This is a genomic window from Rahnella sp. GSA61A, assembly GCF_019969905.1.
Lineage (GTDB): Bacteria > Pseudomonadota > Gammaproteobacteria > Enterobacterales > Enterobacteriaceae > Rahnella > Rahnella aceris.
Map to the genome: position 1 here is coordinate 71,731 of NZ_JAHXYO010000003.1, position 19,731 is coordinate 91,461.

Genomic DNA, 19,731 nt, shown 5'->3' on the forward strand with positions numbered 1-19,731 from the left:
TTCCCTAAGATTAATTGACATGGATTTACTTGCATTTACATCAATACGTTCTAGCTTAAAACAAGATTTCTTTGTTCCGGCGCGTGGCGGCCGATAATCAGAAGAGCACTATTCAGAAGAGCATTATGACAAACGATAACAAGACACAGCCCTCCGCGTCCGGCGACGCAAATACTGAACTCGATTCCAGCCAGGTAAAATCAGGAGGAGGTCACACCCGGGATCCCAAAGACCAGAAAAATCCCGACGACAGTAAACAGGATAACGATGAAAAGCGTAAAGGCCCCGGCAAGAAACCCCTGATCATCCTCGGGATTGTGGTAGTGGTGATGGTGGTCGTGGCACTGGTCTGGTGGCTGATGACCAAAGATCAGGTCAGCACCGATGACGCCTTTACCGAAGGTGATGCCGTCACCATCGCGCCGAAAATTGCCGGTTATGTCACTCATCTTGCGGTGAAAGATAACCAGTTCGTGAAGAAAGGCGACTTACTGGTGGAAATCGATCCGCGTGACGCGACCGCGCAGCGCGATCAGGCACAGGCTCAGCTCGGTCTGGCGGTCGCGCAGTTGCATCAGGCGCAGGCGCAATACGATCTGGCGAAAGTACAATATCCGGCGCAGCTTGCTCAGGCGAAAGCCCAGCAGACGCGGGCGGAAGCCAATTTGCTGAATGCCACTGCCGATTTCCGTCGTCAGCGCGGCGTAGACCCGCGAGCCACCACGCAACAAAATATTGATACGTCCAACGCGCAGGTGCGCTCTGCAGCCGCTGATCTGGAAAATGCCAAAGCGCAGGTGCAGGTTGCCGCGCAGGTACAGCTGAATATCCGTCAGGCTGAAACCAACGTCGAAGCTCGTCAGCAGCAGGTTGAACAGGCGAAAGCCCAGCTGGAAACGGCGACGCTCAACCTCTCCTATGCGCAGGTGCGCGCACCGTTCGACGGCTACGTCACCAAGCGTAATGTGCAGCTCGGTACGCTGGTTCAGGCCGAAACCTCGCTGTTCTCAGTGGTTTCAAAAGATATCTGGATCGCCGCAAACTACAAAGAATCGCAGCTCGAACGCATGCGCCCCGGCAACAAGGTAGAAATTACCGTCGATGCCTTCCCGGACATCAAACTTCACGGCCACGTTGACAGTATTCAACAAGGCACCGGTTCGCGCTTCTCGGCCTTCCCGGCTGAAAACGCCACCGGCAACTACGTGAAAATCGTTCAGCGCGTGCCGGTGAAAATCGTCATCGACAGCGGGCTGGATGAAAATCATCACCTGCCGCTGGGTCTGTCTGTTGAACCGACGGTGACCGTCGAATGAATGAAGATCGCAGCTACTGGAAACCCAAGGCCAATCCGTGGGCAGTTGCCGCCGTCGTGACCATTGCGGTGTTCATGGAAATCCTGGACACCACTATCGTTAACGTGGCGCTGCCGCACGTCGCCGGTTCATTATCTTCCAGTTATGACGAATCGACCTGGGTGCTGACGTCCTATCTGGTGGCGAACGGTATCGTGCTGCCGATTTCGGCGTTTCTCAGCCGCGTGATGGGCCGCAAAACTTACTTCCTGATCTGTATCGGCATGTTCACCGTTTGCTCCTTCCTGTGCGGCATCGCCACCGAACTGTGGCAGATGATCTTATTCCGCATCCTGCAGGGCTTTTTCGGCGGCGGTTTGCAGCCGATCCAGCAATCGGTATTGCTGGATTACTTTAAACCGGAAGATCGCGGCAAAGCGTTTGGCCTTTCATCGATTGCCATTATTGTCGCGCCGGTCGTCGGCCCGACACTTGGCGGTTACATCACGGATAACTTCAGCTGGCGCTGGGTATTCCTGATCAATATTCCGGTCGGGATTATTGCCCTGCTGGCGATTTATCAGCTGCTGGAAGATCCGCCGTGGGAGCGCAAGGCCAAAGGCAAACTCAGTATTGATTACATCGGTATCGGGCTGATTGCACTGGGTCTGGGCTGCTTACAGGTGATGATGGATCGCGGCGAAGACGATGACTGGTTCCAGTCCGGCTTTATTGTCACCTTTGCTGTGCTGGCGGCCACCGGGATTGTCGGCGCGGTTTACTGGTTGCTGTACGCCAAAAAACCGGTGGTCGATCTGCGCTGTCTGAAGGATAAAAACTTTGCTGTCGCCGGTTTACTGATGGCCGGTATGGCGATGATTCTGTATGGCAGTTCGGTGGTCATTCCGCAACTGGCGCAGCAGCAACTGGGTTACACCGCCACACTCTCGGGGCTGGTGATGTCGCCGGGCGCGGTGCTGATCGTGCTGTCGATCCCGCTGGTGCTGAAGCTGATGCCCGTTGTACAAACGCGTTACATCATTGCCTTCGGTTTCTTCCTGCTGGCGGCCTCGTTTATCTATTCGGCAACGCTGACACCTGATGTCGATTTTGAAACGCTGGTGCTGTACCGCAGCGCGCAGTCTATAGGGCTCGGTTTCCTGTTTGTGCCGCTGACCACTATCGCATTTATTACCATCCCGCAAAAAATGAACGCCGACGCTGCCGCGCTGTTTACCATGTTCCGTAACGTCGCGGGGTCGATTGGTATTTCGCTGGCGACAGCCGGTGTCACCGAGCGAACGCAGGCACACAGTGCGCATATGGCGCACAACATGTCGCCGCTCAATGAACAGTTTAATCAGGCGGTGAGCAAAAGCGCTGAGGCGATCCGTGATTTTGCCCACGTGGTCGGCGACCCGATGCAACTGGCGACCGTGCGCATGTATCAGGAGATGATTTCGCAATCGCGCATTCTGGCCTACATCGACGTATTCGGTTATTGCGCCATCGTCGCCGTTATTTTGATCCCGTTTTGTTTCCTGCTTTCGCCAGTTAAGAGCGAAGGTAATGCCGGAGCACATTAAGTTGAACAAGAAAAGCTCTACTCTGAGAAATCAGCCATCCGTGATGCCGTCCTGCTCCCCCCTCTGCGAAGGCCGGGGCCGGAAGGGGGTTTTACATTCAGGCACCCGTTTTCTGACTCTCTCGACATTAACGCTGGTATTAGCAGCGTGCTCCGTTGGCCCGGATTATCAGAAGCCGAATCCGGTGACACCCTCGGCCTATAACGATATGACCCAGCCGAAAGACAAAGACGGCGCATCGATTGCCCTGCCCTCGGAGCCAAATCCGCTGTGGTGGAAAGCCTTTAATGACCCGCAACTCGACAGCCTGATCACCCGTGCGATTGCCGGGAATATTTCCCTGCAACAGGCAGTACTGCGTATCGCCGGTGCCCGCGAGCAGGTGAAACAGGCCGAAGGCGCCTGGCTGCCATCGGTGCAGGGCAGCGCGAAAATGACCCGTCAGCAGCTCGGTCTGAAAGGTATTCTCGATTCCAGCGGCGCCTCGCAACAGCTTGACGATCTCGGACCGGAAGCCTCCGGCGCGATCAGCACGGCTACGCGGCCGGTGAATTTGTATCAGGGCAATTTCGATGCCAGCTGGGAGCTGGATTTGTTCGGCGGCACACGACGTCAGGTCGAAGCCGCCAATGCCCAGACGCAATCGTCCATAGAACAACGCAACGATGCATTAGTTTCGCTGGAAGCTGAGGTCGCCCGTGCCTATCTGCAACTGCGTGGCGCGCAAAGCGTGACGGCAGCGATACAGACGCAAATCGATGTCGCGCAGCAAACCTTAGATCTGACACAAAACCGTCAGCAAAACGGACTGTCACCGCAGCTTGATGTCGAAAATGCCCGCGCACAGTTAGGTTCCCTGCGCGCCCAGTTGCCGCAATATCAGGCGCAGGAACGTCAGGCAATGAACGGACTGGCCGTGTTGCTCGGTCAGACGCCTGGCTCGCTGGATGCTGAACTTTCTGCCCCTAAACCGATGCCTGCCCTGCCCGCTGCCGTGCCGGTCGGTGTGCCGTCACAGCTGGCACGCCGTCGTCCGGACGTACGCAAAGCCGAGGCTGATCTCCACGCGGCAACCGCCAATATTGGTGTATCCGTCGCGCAGATGTTCCCGAGTATTTCGCTCACCGGCCAGTTCGGCATGCGTAACACAGACGTCAGTTATCTCGATAACTGGAGCAGCCATTTCTACTCCTTTGGCCCGCAGATTTCCCTGCCGATTTTCCAGGGCGGACGTCTGGTCTCCAGCGTGCATCTTTCCCGTGCGCAACAGGCGAATGCGGCGCTGAATTATCGCCAGACCGTGCTGACAGCGTTGCAGGATGTCGATAATGCGCTGGTGAATTACCGCACCGATCAGGATCAGGTCAGCGGTTTAGACCAGACGACCGAAGCGCTACAGACCGCGTTTGATCTGGCGAGCGACAGCTACCGCCAGGGGCTTTCTACCTTTATCAACGTGCTTGATGCCCAGCGCCAGCTGGCACAGGCGCATCAGCAATCCGCTGAAGCGAAAGTGAAAACCAGCACCGATCTGGTCTCGCTGTATAAAGCGTTAGGCGGCGGCTGGGAGCCGTATCAGAACGTCGATTTGCCGACCTACACCGTCTTTGGTCCGGCAGCCACGCCGGATGTGAAGGTACAAACCACGTCTGGCGTGACACCGTAACGCCTTATTAATGTGAAGAGATAAAATCTGACGGCGTGGACGGGGCAGGCAATGAAAAATTCTGCCTCATCCGCGCCACTTCTCTCACCGGCGTCAGCCCGAATAAGCGTTTAAATTCGCGGCTGAACTGCGACACACTTTCATAGCCTACCTGTGCGCTGGCCGCCGAGGCGGTCAGGTTATTGCGCAACATCAGTAATCTGGCCTGATGCAAACGGGTGGACTTGAGATACTGCATCGGCGACGTATCAGTGACGGTTTTAAAGTGACTGTGAAACGTCGGCAGGCTCATCCCCGCTTCTTTTGCCAGCGCATTCACATCCAGATGCGAGTGGTATTCTGCGTGCAGTTTTCGCAGGGCTTTTACCACTTTGCCAAATTGCCCTTGCAGGGTCAGTGCGCTGCGCAGCGTGCCGCCCTGAGCACCGGTCAGCACGCGGTAATACAACTCACGCATCATCGCCCTGCCCAGAATTTTTGCATCCAGCGGAGATGCCATCACCTGCAAAAAACGTAATACGCAAGCCCGCATCGCGTCATCCATCAGGCTCGACACCATACTTTTCGGCGATTCCGGCTGCGGGGCGTCATAAGCATCGAGCTGCAACATCAGTTCAGCCGCCAGGCTGAAATCGAGTCGCAGGTAAATTGCCAGCATCGGTTCACTGGCGGTGGCGTCAGTTTCCATGGTGAAAGGCACCGGCACCGATACAGTCAGATAATGCTGTGCATCATACAAATAGACATCATTACCTAAGAATCCGCGTTTTCTCCCCTGCACCACAATCACGATCCCCGGCTCATACAAAACCGGCGTGCGCAGCAGCGGACGGTTTGAACGTAAAAAACGCACATCTGCCAGCGTCGTCAGGTTGTAGCCTTCATGGGGCGTAAGCTGGTCCAAAAGCGCGATCATTTGCTCAGTCACTGTCAAAGATGGAAACGTCATATGAACCTGAAAATATGCAGCGGAAAGTGAATGAAGTGTCGCACCGGGAATCAGTCGCGTCCAGACGCCTCAGAGGAACAGGCAAACATCAGAGAGGATCGGGGCTACGGATTTGCTGCTGTCCCCCCTATTCTGCAAGTCCGCTTTTTACTGAGGAGTTTGTATGAGTCAGTCAAAATTATTATTCATCACCGGCGTCAGCAGCGGATTTGGCCGTGCGCTGGCAGAAGAAGCCCTGAAAGCAGGACATCGCGTGGTCGGCACGCTGCGTAATGCACAAGCCTGCGCAGAATTTGACGCGCTGGTCCCCGGCCGTAGTTTTGGTCGCATGCTGGATGTCACTGATTTTGAGGCCATCGCCCCGCTCGCGGCCGCCGTGGAACAGGAAATCGGCGCCGTTGACGTGCTGGTCAACAATGCCGGTTACGGGCATGAAGGTATTATGGAAGAGTCGCCGTTAAGCGAGGCGCTGCATCAGTTTGACGTCAATGTTTTTGGCGCGGTTGCGGTCATCAAAGCCTTCCTGCCGTATTTTCGTCAGCGCCGCGGTGGACATATTCTTAACATCACGTCGATGGGAGGCTTTATTACAATGCCGGGCATCAGCTATTACTGCGGCAGTAAATTCGCCTTGCAGGGGATCTCTGAAACACTGACCAAAGAACTCAAACCGTTCAATATTGCCGTCACGGCCATTCAGCCCGGGTCTTTTCGTACCGACTGGGCGGGACGTTCGATGGTGCGCTCACCACGTGCCATCAGTGATTACGATGCCAGTTTCGACCCCGTGCGGGAAACGCGGGAAAAACGCAGCGGTCATCAGCCGGGCGACCCGCTAAAGGCCGCACAAGCGATGTTGCAGTTGCTCGATGCGCCTGAGCCGCCTGCCTCGCTGTTACTCGGCAGTGACGCCGTTAAATTTGTCAGGGAAAAGATGCAACAAATGCGTGAAGATATCGATATCTGGGAAACGGTCAGCCGGTCTGCCGATGGCTGAAACATTCTTTTAAAGATCCCGTCAGCGCATTTCCCGGAGACTGCGCTATTCTGTTCAGACACTGAAATCGTCCTGCCTGCGGGCAGGATTTTCGTCTGAATAACAATCGGGTAAAACAATGAATTCCATTTCCAACGAAGATAAAAAACCCAGCTGTGATTCAGTGATTAACAGCGTGGCTTACCGCGACGGTAAACGATTGCAGGATGTGACGGTCGAAGACATCAGCGAAGTCCTGAAAGAGCCCGATACCTTTGTCTGGCTCGGACTGTGGCAGCCGGAAGATGCCTATATGCGCAGCATTCAGGAAGAATTCGGTCTGCATGACCTGGCGATTGAAGATGCACTGACCGCCCATCAGCGACCGAAAATTGAGCAGTACGGCGAATCGCTGTTTATCGTTACGCACACTGCGCAGAAAGTGAATGAAACCATCGAGTACGGCGAAACACACCTGTTTCTCGGCAAAAACTTTCTGATCACCGTGCGTCACGGTGCGTCATCCAGCTATAAAGAAATCCGTAAACACGCCGAAGAACGCCCGGAAATGTTGAGTAAAGGGCCAGCTTATGCACTGTATTGCGTACTCGATTCCATCGTGGATAACTATCTGGAAATCCTGCATCAGTACACCGAACAGTTTGATGCCATCGAAAAACTGATGTTCCGCAACACCTTTAATCAGCAGGCGGTGCAGCAGGTTTATAGTCTGCGGCGGGATCTGCTCTCGCTGCGCAACGCCGCGGTACCAATGGAAGATATCTGTAATCAGCTCAGCCATCACTACGAAGAACTGATGCCTAAGAGCCTGCGGGCTTATGTGCGTGATGTGCAGGACCACGCTAATCAGGTGATCCGCACGACGGACGATGTGCGCGAAATGCTGTCGAACGCCATGCATGTGAATCTGGCGCTGGTGTCGGTGCATCAGAACGAAGTGGTACAGCGACTGGCGGGCTGGGGCGCGATTCTGGCGATCCCGACAGTGATTTTCAGTCTGTACGGCATGAACTTCAAAAACATGCCGGAGCTGGATGACTGGTGGGGATATCCGGTAACGCTGGGCGTCACTGTCGCCGGTTGTGTGTGGTTATACTGGAAGCTTAAAAAATCAGGCTGGCTGTAAGTTAATTATCACCTGAAAACACACGTTAATTAACATGCGAATAACAGAAACCGCTGTTATTCGCGTTCTTTAATTATCCTGACAATTTTAATCCTGACTTATTCTGTTTGTCCTTTCCTCTTCGCCTTATTTCCTTATATACTCGGTCGCATCTTCCTTACGGAAATAATATTCATCATGTCAGTTCGTTTCGCGATTTCACAGTTCATGCATTCGCTGCGCTTGCCCGGCAAGCGGGTCAGTGTGTTGCTGTTCGCGTTATGCTGGCTTGTCCTGAATGCCCAACTGGCGCTCGCCAGCCATCAGTGCGATATGCGCCCGCCGGTGGAAAACACCGCCATGGCACATAACATCACCATGCAAATGCCTGATTCTCCAGAGCACATGCAGAGTCAGTCGCTGTTGTGTGAGAAGCACTGTGCCCCTGAAAGAACCCAGTCTGACAGTGGTTCCGTGCCACTGGTGGCATTGCCCGTCGCTCCGGCATTAGCCATGCTCACCGTCGATGCCAGCACAGCGGTCACCACCGCGGACTGGATTGCGCCAACCGTCACTCCGCCTCCCGCTGAAGTTCAGTTCTGCCGATACAGAGAATAGCCCCTGCTGTCCTGAGTGTTTTTCCGCACTCAATATTAAATGAAATTGTTTTGCCAGATTAATGGCCAGTTTTTATCTAATGACAGTATTGGAGTATTTCCCATGCGTGCAATTTTAAATGTATTTACCGCAAGTCTTTTCTTTATTTCAGCTTATTCTTTTGCCGATGCTATGCCAATGAATCACGATGCTATGGCGATGCAGCATAATATGCAGGCCTATGAATCCGAAGGCGTGATCACTCAGTGGCAGTCTGATCGCGTGGGGATTTCCCATCACGCCATTCCTGCGCTGAAATGGCCGGCCATGACCATGAATTTCCGTCTGCCGCCGGAGATCGCCGCCAACTCCCTGCCCGCCGGTACGCCGGTCACCTTTAGCTTTGTCAAAACTGAGTCCGCTTATCAGTTACAGACACTGACACCGCTGAAACGCTGACCGGGAGATTCACCATGTTGACTTTACCGCGCCATCACCGGATGACGTGGCAATGGCTGCTGGCTTTTGTGCCGGTCAGCGCGTTTGCCACACCCGTTACCCTGCCGCAGGCGCTGGTCGCTGCACAGGATTATTCCGCCGAGCTTTCTGCCAGTCGTCACCAGATCAATGCGCTGGATAACCGTGCCGATTCGGCCATGCAACTGCCGGATCCGAAGCTGAAATTCGGTATCGAAAACCTGCCGGTCAGCGGCGGCAACACCGACCGGTTTACCCGTGAAGGGATGACGATGGAACGTATCGGCATCATGCAGGATTACATCAGCAGCGATAAGCGCCAGCGCAAAGCCGACACGCTGCGTGCAGAATCCCGGGAAGTGGCGGCTACCCGCCAGAGTATCCGGGCACGTTTGCAACGCGATGCGGCACTGGCCTGGATGGAACTGGCTATCGGCGGGCAAACCGTCTCGCAATTACAAAAACTGGTGGACGAAAGTCAGCGCCAGATTGGGGTTCAGCGGGGCGGTGTCAGCAGCGGCAGTTCGCTGCCCGCCTCGGTGCTGGACGCGCACCTGACGCTCATCAGCATGCAAGACAAACTGACCGAAGCCGAACGGGATGTTCAACTGGCGCGCACCCGCTTAAGCCAGCTGACCGGCATCGATCAGCCTGAAATTAACGGTGCCATTCCACCTTTCACCGAACTTCCTCCACAGGCGTTACAGGCGACAAGCGTCGAACAACATCCTGAAATTATTCAGGCTCGGCGTGAAGCCGATGTGGCGCAGGCGAAATCCTCGCAGTCAGCCATTGCGGCGCTGCCGGATGTCGGCGTGGAAGTCTATTACGCCCATCGTGCCGACAGTTATGAAGATCTGGCAGGGGTGATGTTTACCGTCGATCTGCCGCTGTTTACCGCTTCGCGTCAGGATAAAGATCACGCCGCCGATCAGTCGATGGCAATGGAAAGCAATGACCGGCTGGCGCAACTGATGCGCGACCATCAGGCGCAGCTGACCAGTTTGCTGGCGCAATATCAGGCCGCCGCCACGTTATGGCAGCGGCAAAAAAACAACGTTATTCCCCTGCAACAGCAACGCATCAGCGTGATTCAGGCACAGTATCGCGCCGGAAAAAGCAGCCTGAATGACGTTCTCGACGCCCGCCGCAACCTGATCGACAGCCAGATTTCCGAACGCAATGCCGGGCTGGAAGTGGCCCGCTATTGGGTCGCCCTGCGCTATCTGGCCCCCCAGGAGATTCATTAATGACTTCCGCTAAAACTTACAGCCTGCTGGCCGTCGCCATCATGGCCGCACTCGCCGCCGGTTACGTGGCTGGCCGTCACAGCCCTGCAGCGCAAACGCAGGCTTCTGCTGCTCCGGCCGAACGCAAAGTGCTGTACTGGTATGACCCGATGACGCCCGGCCAGCGTTTCGATAAACCGGGCAAATCGCCCTTTATGGATATGGATCTGATGCCGCGTTACGCCGATGAAGCCACGGATGACGGCGGTGTGACGGTCAGCGCCCGTCAGCAGCAAAATCTCGGTATGCGCAGTGAAAAGGTACAGCGACGGATGATTTCCGCACCGCTTAATGTGTATGGCACGGTCAGCGCCGATGAACGCAGCCTGCGCACGGTCGCCGCGCGTGCGAATGGTTTAGTCGAAAAACTTTACGTCGCTGCCAGCCAGCAGCCTGTGAAAAAAGGTCAGAAACTGGCCACACTGTGGATCCCCGACTGGACCGCCGCGCAGCAGGAATATCTGGCCGTGCGTCAGCTTGGCGACCGCAGCCTGACCGCTGCCGCCCGTCAGCGGCTGGCTTTGCAGTTTATGCCGGAAGACATTCTGCGCCGCGTCGATAAAACCGGTCAGCCGCAAACCCGCATCGACGTGGTCGCGCCGGAAGACGGTTATATCAGCCTGCTTTCCGTGCGTGAAGGGGCGCAGGTCAGCGCTACACAGCCGCTGTTCGAACTGACCAGTCTGAAACAGGTTTGGATTGTGATGGATTATCCGCCTTCTGCCGCCAGTCAGATCCAGATCGGCGGCAAAATTACGGCCAGTGCCGACAGTCAGCCGGGCGAGGTATTTCACGGTACGGTCAGCGAATTGCTGCCGGATGTGGATGCCGTCAGCCGTACGCTGAAAGCCCGCGTAGTGATTGATAATCCGCAGGAAAAACTGCGTCCCGGCATGTACCTGAATTTATCGCCAGATGTCAGTGCGCAGACGGCGGTTCTGGCCATTGCGCAGGAAGCGCTGATCCAGACCGGCAGCCGCAATACCGTGCTGCTCGACGACGGCAACGGACATTTCACCCCGCAGAAGGTCACCATCGGCGTGACGCGTGATGGCTGGACGCAGGTACTTTCAGGCCTGGAAGAAGGTCAGTCTGTTGTCACCTCCGGGCAGTTCCTGATCGACTCCGAAGCCAGCCTGCGCAGCGCACTGCCTGCCACCGACGCCCCGGCGCCGGACGCGCACCAGCACGGAGGTGATTTATGATTGCCGCTGTGATCCGCTGGTCGCTGAAGAACCGGCTGCTGGTGTTACTCGCCGCGCTGATGATGGCGGGCTGGGGCATCTGGTCATTGCAGAAAGCGCCGCTCGACGCCCTGCCGGATCTCTCCGATGTGCAGGTGATCGTGCGCGTGAGTTATCCGGGCAAGGCACCGCAAATCATCGAAGATCAGGTGACCTATCCGCTGACCACCACTCTGCTGTCAGTGCCCGGCGCGAAAACCGTGCGCGGCTTTTCGATGTTCGGTGATGCCTATGTTTATGTGTTGTTCGATGATGGTACCGATCCTTACTGGGCGCGCTCCCGCGTGCTGGAATACCTGAGTCAGGTTCAATCCTCACTGCCCGCCGGAGCCAAAGCCTCGCTGGGGCCGGATGCCACCGGCGTCGGCTGGATCTATGAATACGCGCTGATCGACAAAACCGGCAAACACAGCCTCGAACAACTTCGTGCCCTGCAGGACTGGACGCTGCGTTATGACCTGAAAACCGTACCGAATGTCTCTGAGGTCGCCAGCATCGGCGGCATGGTGCGTCAGTATCAGGTGGTGGCCGATCCGCAACGGATGCGCGCCCGGGGCGTGACACATCAGCAACTGGTGACCGCGCTGCAAAACGCTAATCAGGAAAGCAGTGGCTCGCTGCTGGAAATGGGCGAGGCCGAATACATGGTGCGCACCTCCGGCTATCTGAAAAGTCTGGATGATTTCAACAATGTGGTCGTGACAGTCAACAGCGGTATTCCGGTGCTGCTGGCGGATGTCGCCACCGTCCGCACCGGCCCTGAACTGCGGCGCGGCGTGGCGGAACTTAACGGTGAAGGTGAAGTGGCGGGCGGCGTGATTGTTATGCGCTCGGGTAAAAATGCACTGGAAACCCTGAAGGCGGTGAAAGAGCGGCTACATGCCCTCGCCCGCACGCTGCCTGCGGGGGTGGAAATCGTGCCGGTCTACGATCGCCAGCCGTTGATTGAAAACGCCGTCGAAACGCTGTCGCATAAACTGCTGGAGGAATTCGCGGTAGTCGCGGTGGTCTGCGCGCTGTTTCTGTTCCATTTCCGCTCGGCGCTGGTGGCGATCATCACCCTGCCGCTCGGTATTCTCGGCGCGTTTATCGTCATGCATTATCAGGGGGTCAGCGCCAATATTATGTCGCTCGGCGGTATTGCGATTGCCATCGGCGCCATGGTCGATGCGGCGATTGTGATGATCGAGAATATGCATAAGGTGCTGGAGCAATGGCGGCACGATCATCCCGGCCAGCAGCCTGCGTCGGCGGATTACTGGAAGGTGTCTGAGCGTGCCGCCACGGAAGTGGGTCCGGCGCTGTTTTGCAGTTTGCTAATCATCACCCTGTCGTTTATTCCGGTGTTTTCGCTGGAAGCACAGGAGGGCCGGATGTTCTCCCCGCTGGCATTCACCAAAACCTACGCGATGGCGGTGTCTGCCGGGCTGGGCATCACCCTGGTGCCGGTACTGATGGGCTATTTTATTCGTGGCAAAATTCCTGATGAAAACGCCAGCCCGATCAACCGCTGGCTGATTGCCGCCTATCAGCCGGTGCTTTCTGCCGTGCTGAAACGTCCGAAAACCACGCTGTTATTCAGCGGCCTGTTCCTGCTGGTGTCTCTGTATCCGCTGGCAAAACTGGGCAGTGAATTTATGCCACCGCTCGATGAAGGCGACCTGCTGTATATGCCGTCGACGCTGCCGGGGATTTCAGCCCGCGAAGCCGCACGGTTGTTGCAGCAGACGGATCGGTTAATCAAAACTGTGCCCGAAGTCGCCAGTGTATTTGGCAAGGCCGGACGCGCCGACAGCGCCACCGACCCGGCGCCGCTGACCATGATCGAAACGACCATCCGCTTTAAACCGAGGGACCAGTGGCGACCGGGCATGACGCCGGACAAACTGGTGACTGAACTCGACAACGCGGTGAAATTGCCCGGCATCGCCAACGTCTGGGTGCCGCCTATCCGCAACCGTCTCGACATGCTGGCCACCGGCATCAAAAGCCCGGTGGGGATCAAGGTGAACGGCAATAACGTTGCACAAATCGAGCAGATCGCCCAGCAGATCGAGCATATCGTGAAACAGGTGCCGGGCGTGACCTCGGCACTGGCCGAAAGGCTGGAAGGTGGCCGTTACGTCGATATTGATATTAACCGGCGCGAAGCGGCACGTTACGGTGTCACGGTGGCTGAATTACAGTCGCTGGTCTCAACGCTGGTCGGCGGGGAAAATATCGGCGAAACGCTGGAAGGCCGCGAGCGTTATCCCATCAACCTGCGTTATCCGCGTGAGCTGCGCGACAACGTGCAGGCGCTGCGGGATTTACCGGTGCTGACCGCCTCCGGCGCACAGGTGCCGCTGTCGGCGCTGGCATCCGTCAACGTCACCGATGGCCCGCCGATGCTGAAAAGTGAGAACGCCCGTCTTTCAGACTGGATCTATGTGGATTTGCGCGGACGAGATTTGAAATCTGCCGTCGAAGACATGCAACAGGCGGTCAGCCAGCAGGTAACATTGCCGGAAGGGGTGACGGTCAGTTGGTCGGGGCAATTCGAGTATCTTGAACGCGCCACGGCAAAACTGAAAATCGTGCTACCGGTGACACTTTTGATCATCTTCGTCCTGTTATACGTGACGTTCAGCAGCGTGCGCGACGCCCTGCTGATCATGGCGACACTGCCGTTTGCCCTGACCGGTGGCGTCTGGCTGTTGTACCTGCTGAGTTTCAATCTGTCGGTCGCCGCCGCCGTCGGGTTTATCGCCCTGGCCGGGGTTGCCGCCGAGTTCGGGGTGATCATGGTGCTGTATCTGAATCAGGCGGTGCAACGTCAGCAAAAAGCCGGCGGGGATATGAGTGAGGCAGAACTGTGCGACGCCATTCACCACGGTGCGGTGTTGCGCGTCCGGCCAAAAGCCATGACTGTTGCCACTATCATGGCGGGTTTACTGCCGATCATGTGGGGCGGCGGAACCGGTTCAGAAGTGATGCAGCGTATTGCCGCGCCGATGATCGGCGGCATGGTGAGTGCCCCGTTGTTGTCGATGCTGGTGATCCCGGCGGTGTATTTGCTGATGCATCGGAGAAGGAATAAAAAAGTTTAAGGGAAAGCCCCTCCTCTTCGCAGCGGGGAGCCGAACGGATCATTCTTAGGGTTTTGTCCTGGCTCCTCCCCCTGCGAAGGGGGAGGTCGGGAGGGGGTTTTAAGGGCTAACATCTTGTCAAGGTATACTTCAACTTATTGATTTTTCTTTAATACCCACCCCAACCCTCCCCTTCGCAGGGGAGGGAGTCGACCGGATCATGCTTTGGATTTTACTCCTCAACCGGAACGATCCTCTCTGCCGGTTTCTCCAGAATCATCGTCTGCGTCTGACTCAGACTGATCCCCGCGGCCCGCAGCATCTTCAGGATTTCGTAAAGCAAATCACTGCGCGTACCGCTGACCATGCGCGGGCTGTTCACAAAACCTGTCACACTCAGCACAATTCCGGTCGGTCCCAGTTCTTTAAAGCTGACCGAGGCCGGTGGGTTTTCCAGAATGGATTCGTGCAAGTTGTAGGCTTCCAGCAGCAATGTCTTAACCTGTTCCGGGTCGATATCCAGCGGGAAGGTCAACGTGATAGTCGCCACGCCCTGCGCGTTACCCATGGTGGCGTTACGCACGTTCTGTGAAATCAATTGTGAGTTCGGCACAATCACGGTGGATTTATCGCTTAGCTGAATTTCAGTTGCACGGACATTGATACGGCGGATATCCCCTTCCACACCGCTGATACTGATCAAATCCCCCACTTTCACCGGCCGTTCGGTCAGCAGGATCAGACCGGAGATGAAGTTCTTCACAATCTCCTGCAAACCAAAACCGATACCGACCGACAAGGCACTGACGATCCACGCCAGTTTGTTCCATTCGATGCCCAGCGAAGACAGCGTCAGCAGGATGATCAGCACGTAGCCGACGTTGGTGAACAGCGTCACCAGCGAGGCACGCATACCGCGATCCATCATGGTTTTTGGCAGGAAATCGTTATCCAGCCACCTGCGTGCGGAACGCAAAATATACCAGCCGACCACCAGACACAGCACCGCGTTGACCGCGTGCGCCGGAATGATGTTCATGCTTTCGAGACCTTTACCGCCCCAGATATCGACGATTTTTGCCAGCAGCTCCAGCGGCGTCGTCGTGCCGAAAGTACCGTTAAGCAGCGCGACAGCGGCCATCAGCAGCAGTCCGGTTTTACCGATTGCCGAGAATAACGTGGCCGCCAGTGACAGGTGACGGTCATTGACGCTCAGCGTACTTTTGAGGATTTTGCCGCTGTGCGTGGTCGGCGCAAACAGACTCTCACACAGGTCCACGACAAAGTGGATCAGCAGATACAGGCAACTGACTACCAGCCCGATCCACAGCAGTTCGAAGGTCACAAAACGCGCCAGCGGAATATAACCAATCAGCAGCGCCATCAGAATGACAAACGCCGTCAGGCTTATCACCAGATGGATAAGCCCGGCCAGCGTGGAACGTGCTTCGGTCTGTTCCCCTTCGGCCTTCATCTTGCGACGCATACGGTTGATACGCACTGGCGCGATCAGGCAGTTGAGCGCCACGAGTAACGCCGCCAGTCCGTTGCCAAATAACGTTGCTGAGACGCTGGCACCGACCAGGTTATTCAGCTGTTCGATGATACCGAACAGGAAAATAAAGCCCGCCAGCAGCACCGGGAATGATGCCAGTGTTTTTGCCAGCGGATCGGCAATGCCCGGCAGACGCCACGACGGATGGTTATTGGAAAGTAATGCAATCCCCAGACCGGCGATCACGGCAGAGAAATAGGTCAGTTCAACCAGTTGTCCGGCAAATTCCGTCACCCACGGCGAGGTATCCGGCAGACGGGTGAAAATATACCCGAGCAACTGAACACTGATGCCAAGCGTCAGGGTGGTGCTCAGCGTAGTGAAACAGGCCAGAAAACTGCGACGGAAACGCCCCTGCGGCAACCAGCGCGGCAGGATCCAGTTCATCGGTCTGTCCAGCACGCGGCGACCGGCCAGGCCAATCACCAGCGCCAGTAACAGATAAATTGCGGTGCCGATGCGCCATTCCTCGCTCCACGCCTGCATCCACGCGTCTTTAACCTGCGAACCGAAGTCATCAAAACGCGCCGCATCATCATCGTTTGGCGTAATAAGCGGTGCCCAGAAATTCCCTCCGAGAATGCTGCCGGTATTGAGCGCAATCTGGGTTTTCAGTGCATCACGACGTAATCCGGCGATTTGCGAAGACAGGTTTTGCGCGCCAAGGGAGATGGCTTTGGTCTGCTCGATTTGCGTGGTCAGCAGCGTTTTGCTGTTGTTGAGCTTATTACGCTGGCTGATCACTTGCGGCGTTTCCGTGATCGTGCCCGGTGCAGGCGCCGGACCCAGCACGTCGAGCTGTGCCTGCACCTGCGCCAGATCCGGCGTCAGCGCACCCGTCAGCTTGTCGGCATCTTCGGCCAGTTTCTGCGCAGCATCAGTCAGGCCGGTAAATTTCTTGTCGGTTTTCGCCGAAGAGACCTGCTGTTTCAGCTGATCCAGACGCTTTTGTAATGCCGGTAACGCGGTCGTGACGTTCACTTTAACCGGTTGTTCCGCCGTGGCAGGCTGGCCTGTACTTTCGTCAGCCTGACTCAGCACCGGCGTTATCAGCAGACATGACAACAATGCCAGCAACAACGGCACTCTTAACATTTTTTGCATAGAAGGATGATTCCGGGAGTTCGGGAAATTATTGTTTGAAAAATCCGGCTAAGGATACGCTTTCTCGTGCCAAAAGGAGTAGGGATTTTCTGCTTCTCAGGCTGCGGTGCATAACCCTAAATCATTCGGGGTGCATCAGGGCAGCGACTGAGCAAATCCCCGGCAGCATACATAAGTATATGACCGGGGTTTGCGAACGAAGCTAACGCAGAGGCAGCCTGAGGGATGACGGTTAGTGCTGACCGAGCATCTGGCGAAGTATAGCCGCAGACTCCGCAGGCTGAAGCGCCAGAATGCCGGAGTACAGGCTGATGGAAATTTCGCACACTTTTTCGCGATCGACATCCGGTTTGGTCAGGTCATTAAACATCTGCAACTGTTCTCCGTACATACTGGCCAGGGCTTCACGCACCGGCACCATCATCTGCACCACTTTTTCCGTGCTCACAGGGGCAGGCATAACCGTTTGCCCGCTGCCGGTCGCCAGCAGTAAATCATTCATGGTGTCGAGATCTTTGCGGAACAGTTCCGGTGGCAGCACCTGTGCGGTATTCACGCCGCCGCTGACCTGCGGATAAAGGAATTTAAAGCAACTGCCGTCTTTGCGTGCCTGCAGCGTCTGCATTTCTTCCAGATTTACCTGCATCGCCTGGTTCACATTGGCGTCCGGTGCGTGGCTGATGCGTTGCGAGAGTAACAATGACACCATCGGTTTGACGGTATCAATGGCTTCCTGCTGCGGTTTACCCTCTTTCTTCATATTCAGGATATTGCTGCGGATCTGCGCATACAGTGCCGGTTCCTGCATTCTGATGGTGTTGTACAGCGGCAATTCGGCCAGCGCCTGATCGATTTTCTGCTCTTCACTGTTACCGGCAAGACGCGGTTTGATGACGCCCCCCCACAGCAGGTTACCGCCGATGATCAACACCAGAAATAAGATCACCGCAGGTACCCGGCCAATTTTGCCTTTTTTGTGTAATGCCCCGATCAGCGAGCCAATGACCGCACCGCTGATGCCCCACACCATCACTTCATTCCAGTTCATTTTCCTTTGCCTTCAGTAAACAATTTAGTGACTTCCAATCTGTGCGACCGCATCGCGGCTGGCGTCAATACGCGCCTGCCCGTGCAGTTCGTGCAATTTGCCCTGTCGCATTTCCAGCAGACGATCGGCGTGTTCAAAATAGTGATCATCATGGCTGATTGCCAGCACGGTTTTACCCATATCACGCAATTGTGGCAACAGCTCGCGGTAGAAGGTACGGCGGAACTGGGGATCCTGATCGGCCGCCCATTCGTCAAGCAGCAGGAAATCACGCCCTTCAGCAGCGGCCAGCAACAGCGCCACCCGTTTACGCTGTCCGGCAGACAGTTGCAGATTGGTCACTTCATTGCCGTTGAACTGGAGTTTTTCTTTCATTTTCAGGCGTTGCAGCCAGTCTTCCACCAGCAGCGGGTCCGGCATCTCGCCTTGCGGACCCATGAGCTGACCGAACAGGTGGAAGTCAGTGAACACCGCCGAGAAAATCTGCCGGTATTGTTCGGCGTTTTCGGCGGTGACCGGCACGCCGTCGAGCAGGATTTGCCCGGAACGCGGCTGATACAGGCCGGTCAGCAACATCGCCATTGTCGATTTTCCGCTGCCGTTGCCGCCAATCAAAAATACCAGCTCGCCACGGGTGATCGTCAGGTTCAGCGGACCGACGCCAAAACCAGCGCCCTCTTCTTTGCCTGCGTAACTGAAGGTCAGGTCGCGCAGTTCAAGGGTTTGCCACTTTTTCGCGACAATGGCGGGGGTAAAGGCTGCGTTATATTCCGCCAGTTTCAATGCTTTCAGTTTGCCAAAAGCCACCTGTGCGCTGAGCAGCGTCGGCAGCGCACCCACAGCCTGTAACATGGGTGTCCGCAGGAACAACAGCGTCAGGGAATAAGTAGCGGCAACATCGGTATCCGACCAGCCAAGCGTATTCGCCATGAAGAACACCAGGCCAATCGCGCCCAGCATCATGATATTCGACCAGTTCACGGCGCTCAGGTGGAAGGTGTCGGCGCGGATGATGTGATGACGATATTCTTCGGCATCTTTACGGTATACATCATCAAACAGATGGCGCGCACGCTCGCGGTTCAGCGCCAGCTCTTTGCGCCCCTCGATCACTTTCTGATAATCGGTTTGCAGTTTGTCTTCCGCATCACGCACTTTCGCCAGATGACGGTAAACATGCGACACCAGTTTGAAACCGCCGAAAATAGTGATCAACAGCCAGATGACCGTCACCAGCAGCATTTCCGGTGACAGCCAGGCCAGATATCCCGCACAGCCAAGGGTCAGGATAATCCCCTGCACCAGCTCCGGCAGGCGCACAAACGCCAGTGTGATGTTACGGATGTCGCTGCCCAGGCTGGCAAGCAGTTGCGCATTACCGATTTGCTCGATGCGTTCGATATCGGTATCGAGAATACGTTTAATGAACTGGCCACGCAGACGGTAAATGAAGTGATGACCGAGCACGGTCAGCGCCAGCTGAGAGCCTAACGTGACCGCCATCAGCAACAGAAGTAATCCGAGGAATTGCGGAAGAACCATCAGCGAGCCTTGGGTGGTTTCAATCAGTTTCAGATTGATAAACGCGATCAGCCCGATGCCCAGAACGGCGCTGAGCAGGCTCAGCGCCATCACCCCTAAAAACGGCCAGCGGTATTGCTTAAAGACAACACGTAACAACTCCATGAATTTTTCTCATTCTGAATGCAGGTAAATGATGCTGCACGCAGTTTAATGACACGCATTGTCAT

14 protein-coding genes are annotated in these 19,731 nt (G+C 55.9%); 10 read left to right on the forward strand and 4 right to left on the reverse strand.

Annotated features, from left to right (window positions below; all coding sequences use genetic code 11):
• Positions 1-125: 125 nt before the first annotated feature.
• From LC431_RS04650 to LC431_RS04660, 3 genes are read left to right on the forward strand one after another with little or no spacing between them, the layout of a single operon-like run.
• The gene (locus tag LC431_RS04650; protein WP_223509330.1) at positions 126-1,316 is read left to right on the forward strand and encodes an HlyD family secretion protein; all 1,191 of its coding nucleotides are present in this window, start codon (positions 126-128) and stop codon (positions 1,314-1,316) included.
• The gene (locus tag LC431_RS04655) at positions 1,313-2,881 is read left to right on the forward strand and encodes a DHA2 family efflux MFS transporter permease subunit (protein WP_013575274.1); all 1,569 of its coding nucleotides are present in this window, start codon (positions 1,313-1,315) and stop codon (positions 2,879-2,881) included. Before LC431_RS04650 ends, LC431_RS04655 begins: the two co-directional genes overlap by 4 nt.
• A complete protein-coding gene (locus LC431_RS04660) occupies positions 2,865-4,547 on the forward strand; it encodes an efflux transporter outer membrane subunit (protein WP_121019397.1) in 1,683 nt (560 codons plus the stop codon). The genes LC431_RS04655 and LC431_RS04660 overlap by 17 nt, the downstream gene beginning before the upstream one ends.
• Positions 4,548-4,554: 7 nt before the next feature.
• On the opposite strand, the gene LC431_RS04665 is transcribed toward LC431_RS04660, so the two are convergent.
• Entirely contained in the window at positions 4,555-5,496 is a 942-nt protein-coding gene (locus LC431_RS04665) for an AraC family transcriptional regulator (protein WP_126124830.1), read from the reverse strand.
• Between the two features lie 163 nt (positions 5,497-5,659).
• Here LC431_RS04665 and LC431_RS04670 point away from each other — a divergent pair, with 163 nt between their 5' ends.
• From LC431_RS04670 to LC431_RS04700, 7 genes are all read left to right on the forward strand, one after another.
• Positions 5,660-6,493, forward strand: coding sequence for an oxidoreductase (locus LC431_RS04670; protein WP_013575271.1), 834 nt, complete (start codon positions 5,660-5,662; stop codon positions 6,491-6,493).
• A gap of 118 nt (positions 6,494-6,611) precedes the next feature.
• A complete protein-coding gene (gene corA / locus LC431_RS04675; protein ID WP_013575270.1) occupies positions 6,612-7,619 on the forward strand; it encodes a magnesium/cobalt transporter CorA in 1,008 nt (335 codons plus the stop codon).
• Positions 7,620-7,796: 177 nt separating this feature from the next.
• Positions 7,797-8,216, forward strand: coding sequence for a hypothetical protein (locus LC431_RS04680; RefSeq protein WP_015689866.1), 420 nt, complete (start codon positions 7,797-7,799; stop codon positions 8,214-8,216).
• Positions 8,217-8,318: 102 nt separating this feature from the next.
• Positions 8,319-8,654, forward strand: coding sequence for a copper-binding protein (locus LC431_RS04685; protein ID WP_112151882.1), 336 nt, complete (start codon positions 8,319-8,321; stop codon positions 8,652-8,654).
• Between the two features lie 14 nt (positions 8,655-8,668).
• Positions 8,669-9,922 carry a TolC family protein gene (locus LC431_RS04690; RefSeq protein WP_112151881.1) on the forward strand — a complete coding sequence of 418 codons (1,254 nt, stop codon included), beginning with the start codon at positions 8,669-8,671 and terminating at the stop codon, positions 9,920-9,922.
• Positions 9,922-11,166 carry an efflux RND transporter periplasmic adaptor subunit gene (locus LC431_RS04695; protein WP_013575266.1) on the forward strand — a complete coding sequence of 415 codons (1,245 nt, stop codon included), beginning with the start codon at positions 9,922-9,924 and terminating at the stop codon, positions 11,164-11,166. Before LC431_RS04690 ends, LC431_RS04695 begins: the two co-directional genes overlap by 1 nt.
• The gene (locus LC431_RS04700; RefSeq protein ID WP_126124828.1) at positions 11,163-14,294 is read left to right on the forward strand and encodes an efflux RND transporter permease subunit; all 3,132 of its coding nucleotides are present in this window, start codon (positions 11,163-11,165) and stop codon (positions 14,292-14,294) included. Before LC431_RS04695 ends, LC431_RS04700 begins: the two co-directional genes overlap by 4 nt.
• 211 nt (positions 14,295-14,505) lie before the next feature.
• Here LC431_RS04700 and LC431_RS04705 read toward each other — a convergent pair whose 3' ends face one another.
• From LC431_RS04705 to LC431_RS04715, 3 genes are all read right to left on the reverse strand, one after another.
• Positions 14,506-16,932, reverse strand: coding sequence for a DUF3772 domain-containing protein (locus tag LC431_RS04705; RefSeq protein WP_013575264.1), 2,427 nt, complete (start codon positions 16,930-16,932; stop codon positions 14,506-14,508).
• A gap of 232 nt (positions 16,933-17,164) precedes the next feature.
• Complete coding sequence (locus LC431_RS04710) at positions 17,165-17,980, reverse strand: hypothetical protein (protein WP_037034743.1); 816 nt, start codon at positions 17,978-17,980, stop codon at positions 17,165-17,167.
• Positions 17,981-18,004: 24 nt separating this feature from the next.
• Positions 18,005-19,666: a multidrug ABC transporter permease/ATP-binding protein gene (locus LC431_RS04715; RefSeq protein WP_037034745.1), complete on the reverse strand. Its 1,662-nt coding sequence runs from the start codon at positions 19,664-19,666 to the stop codon at positions 18,005-18,007.
• Positions 19,667-19,731 lie beyond the last annotated feature (65 nt).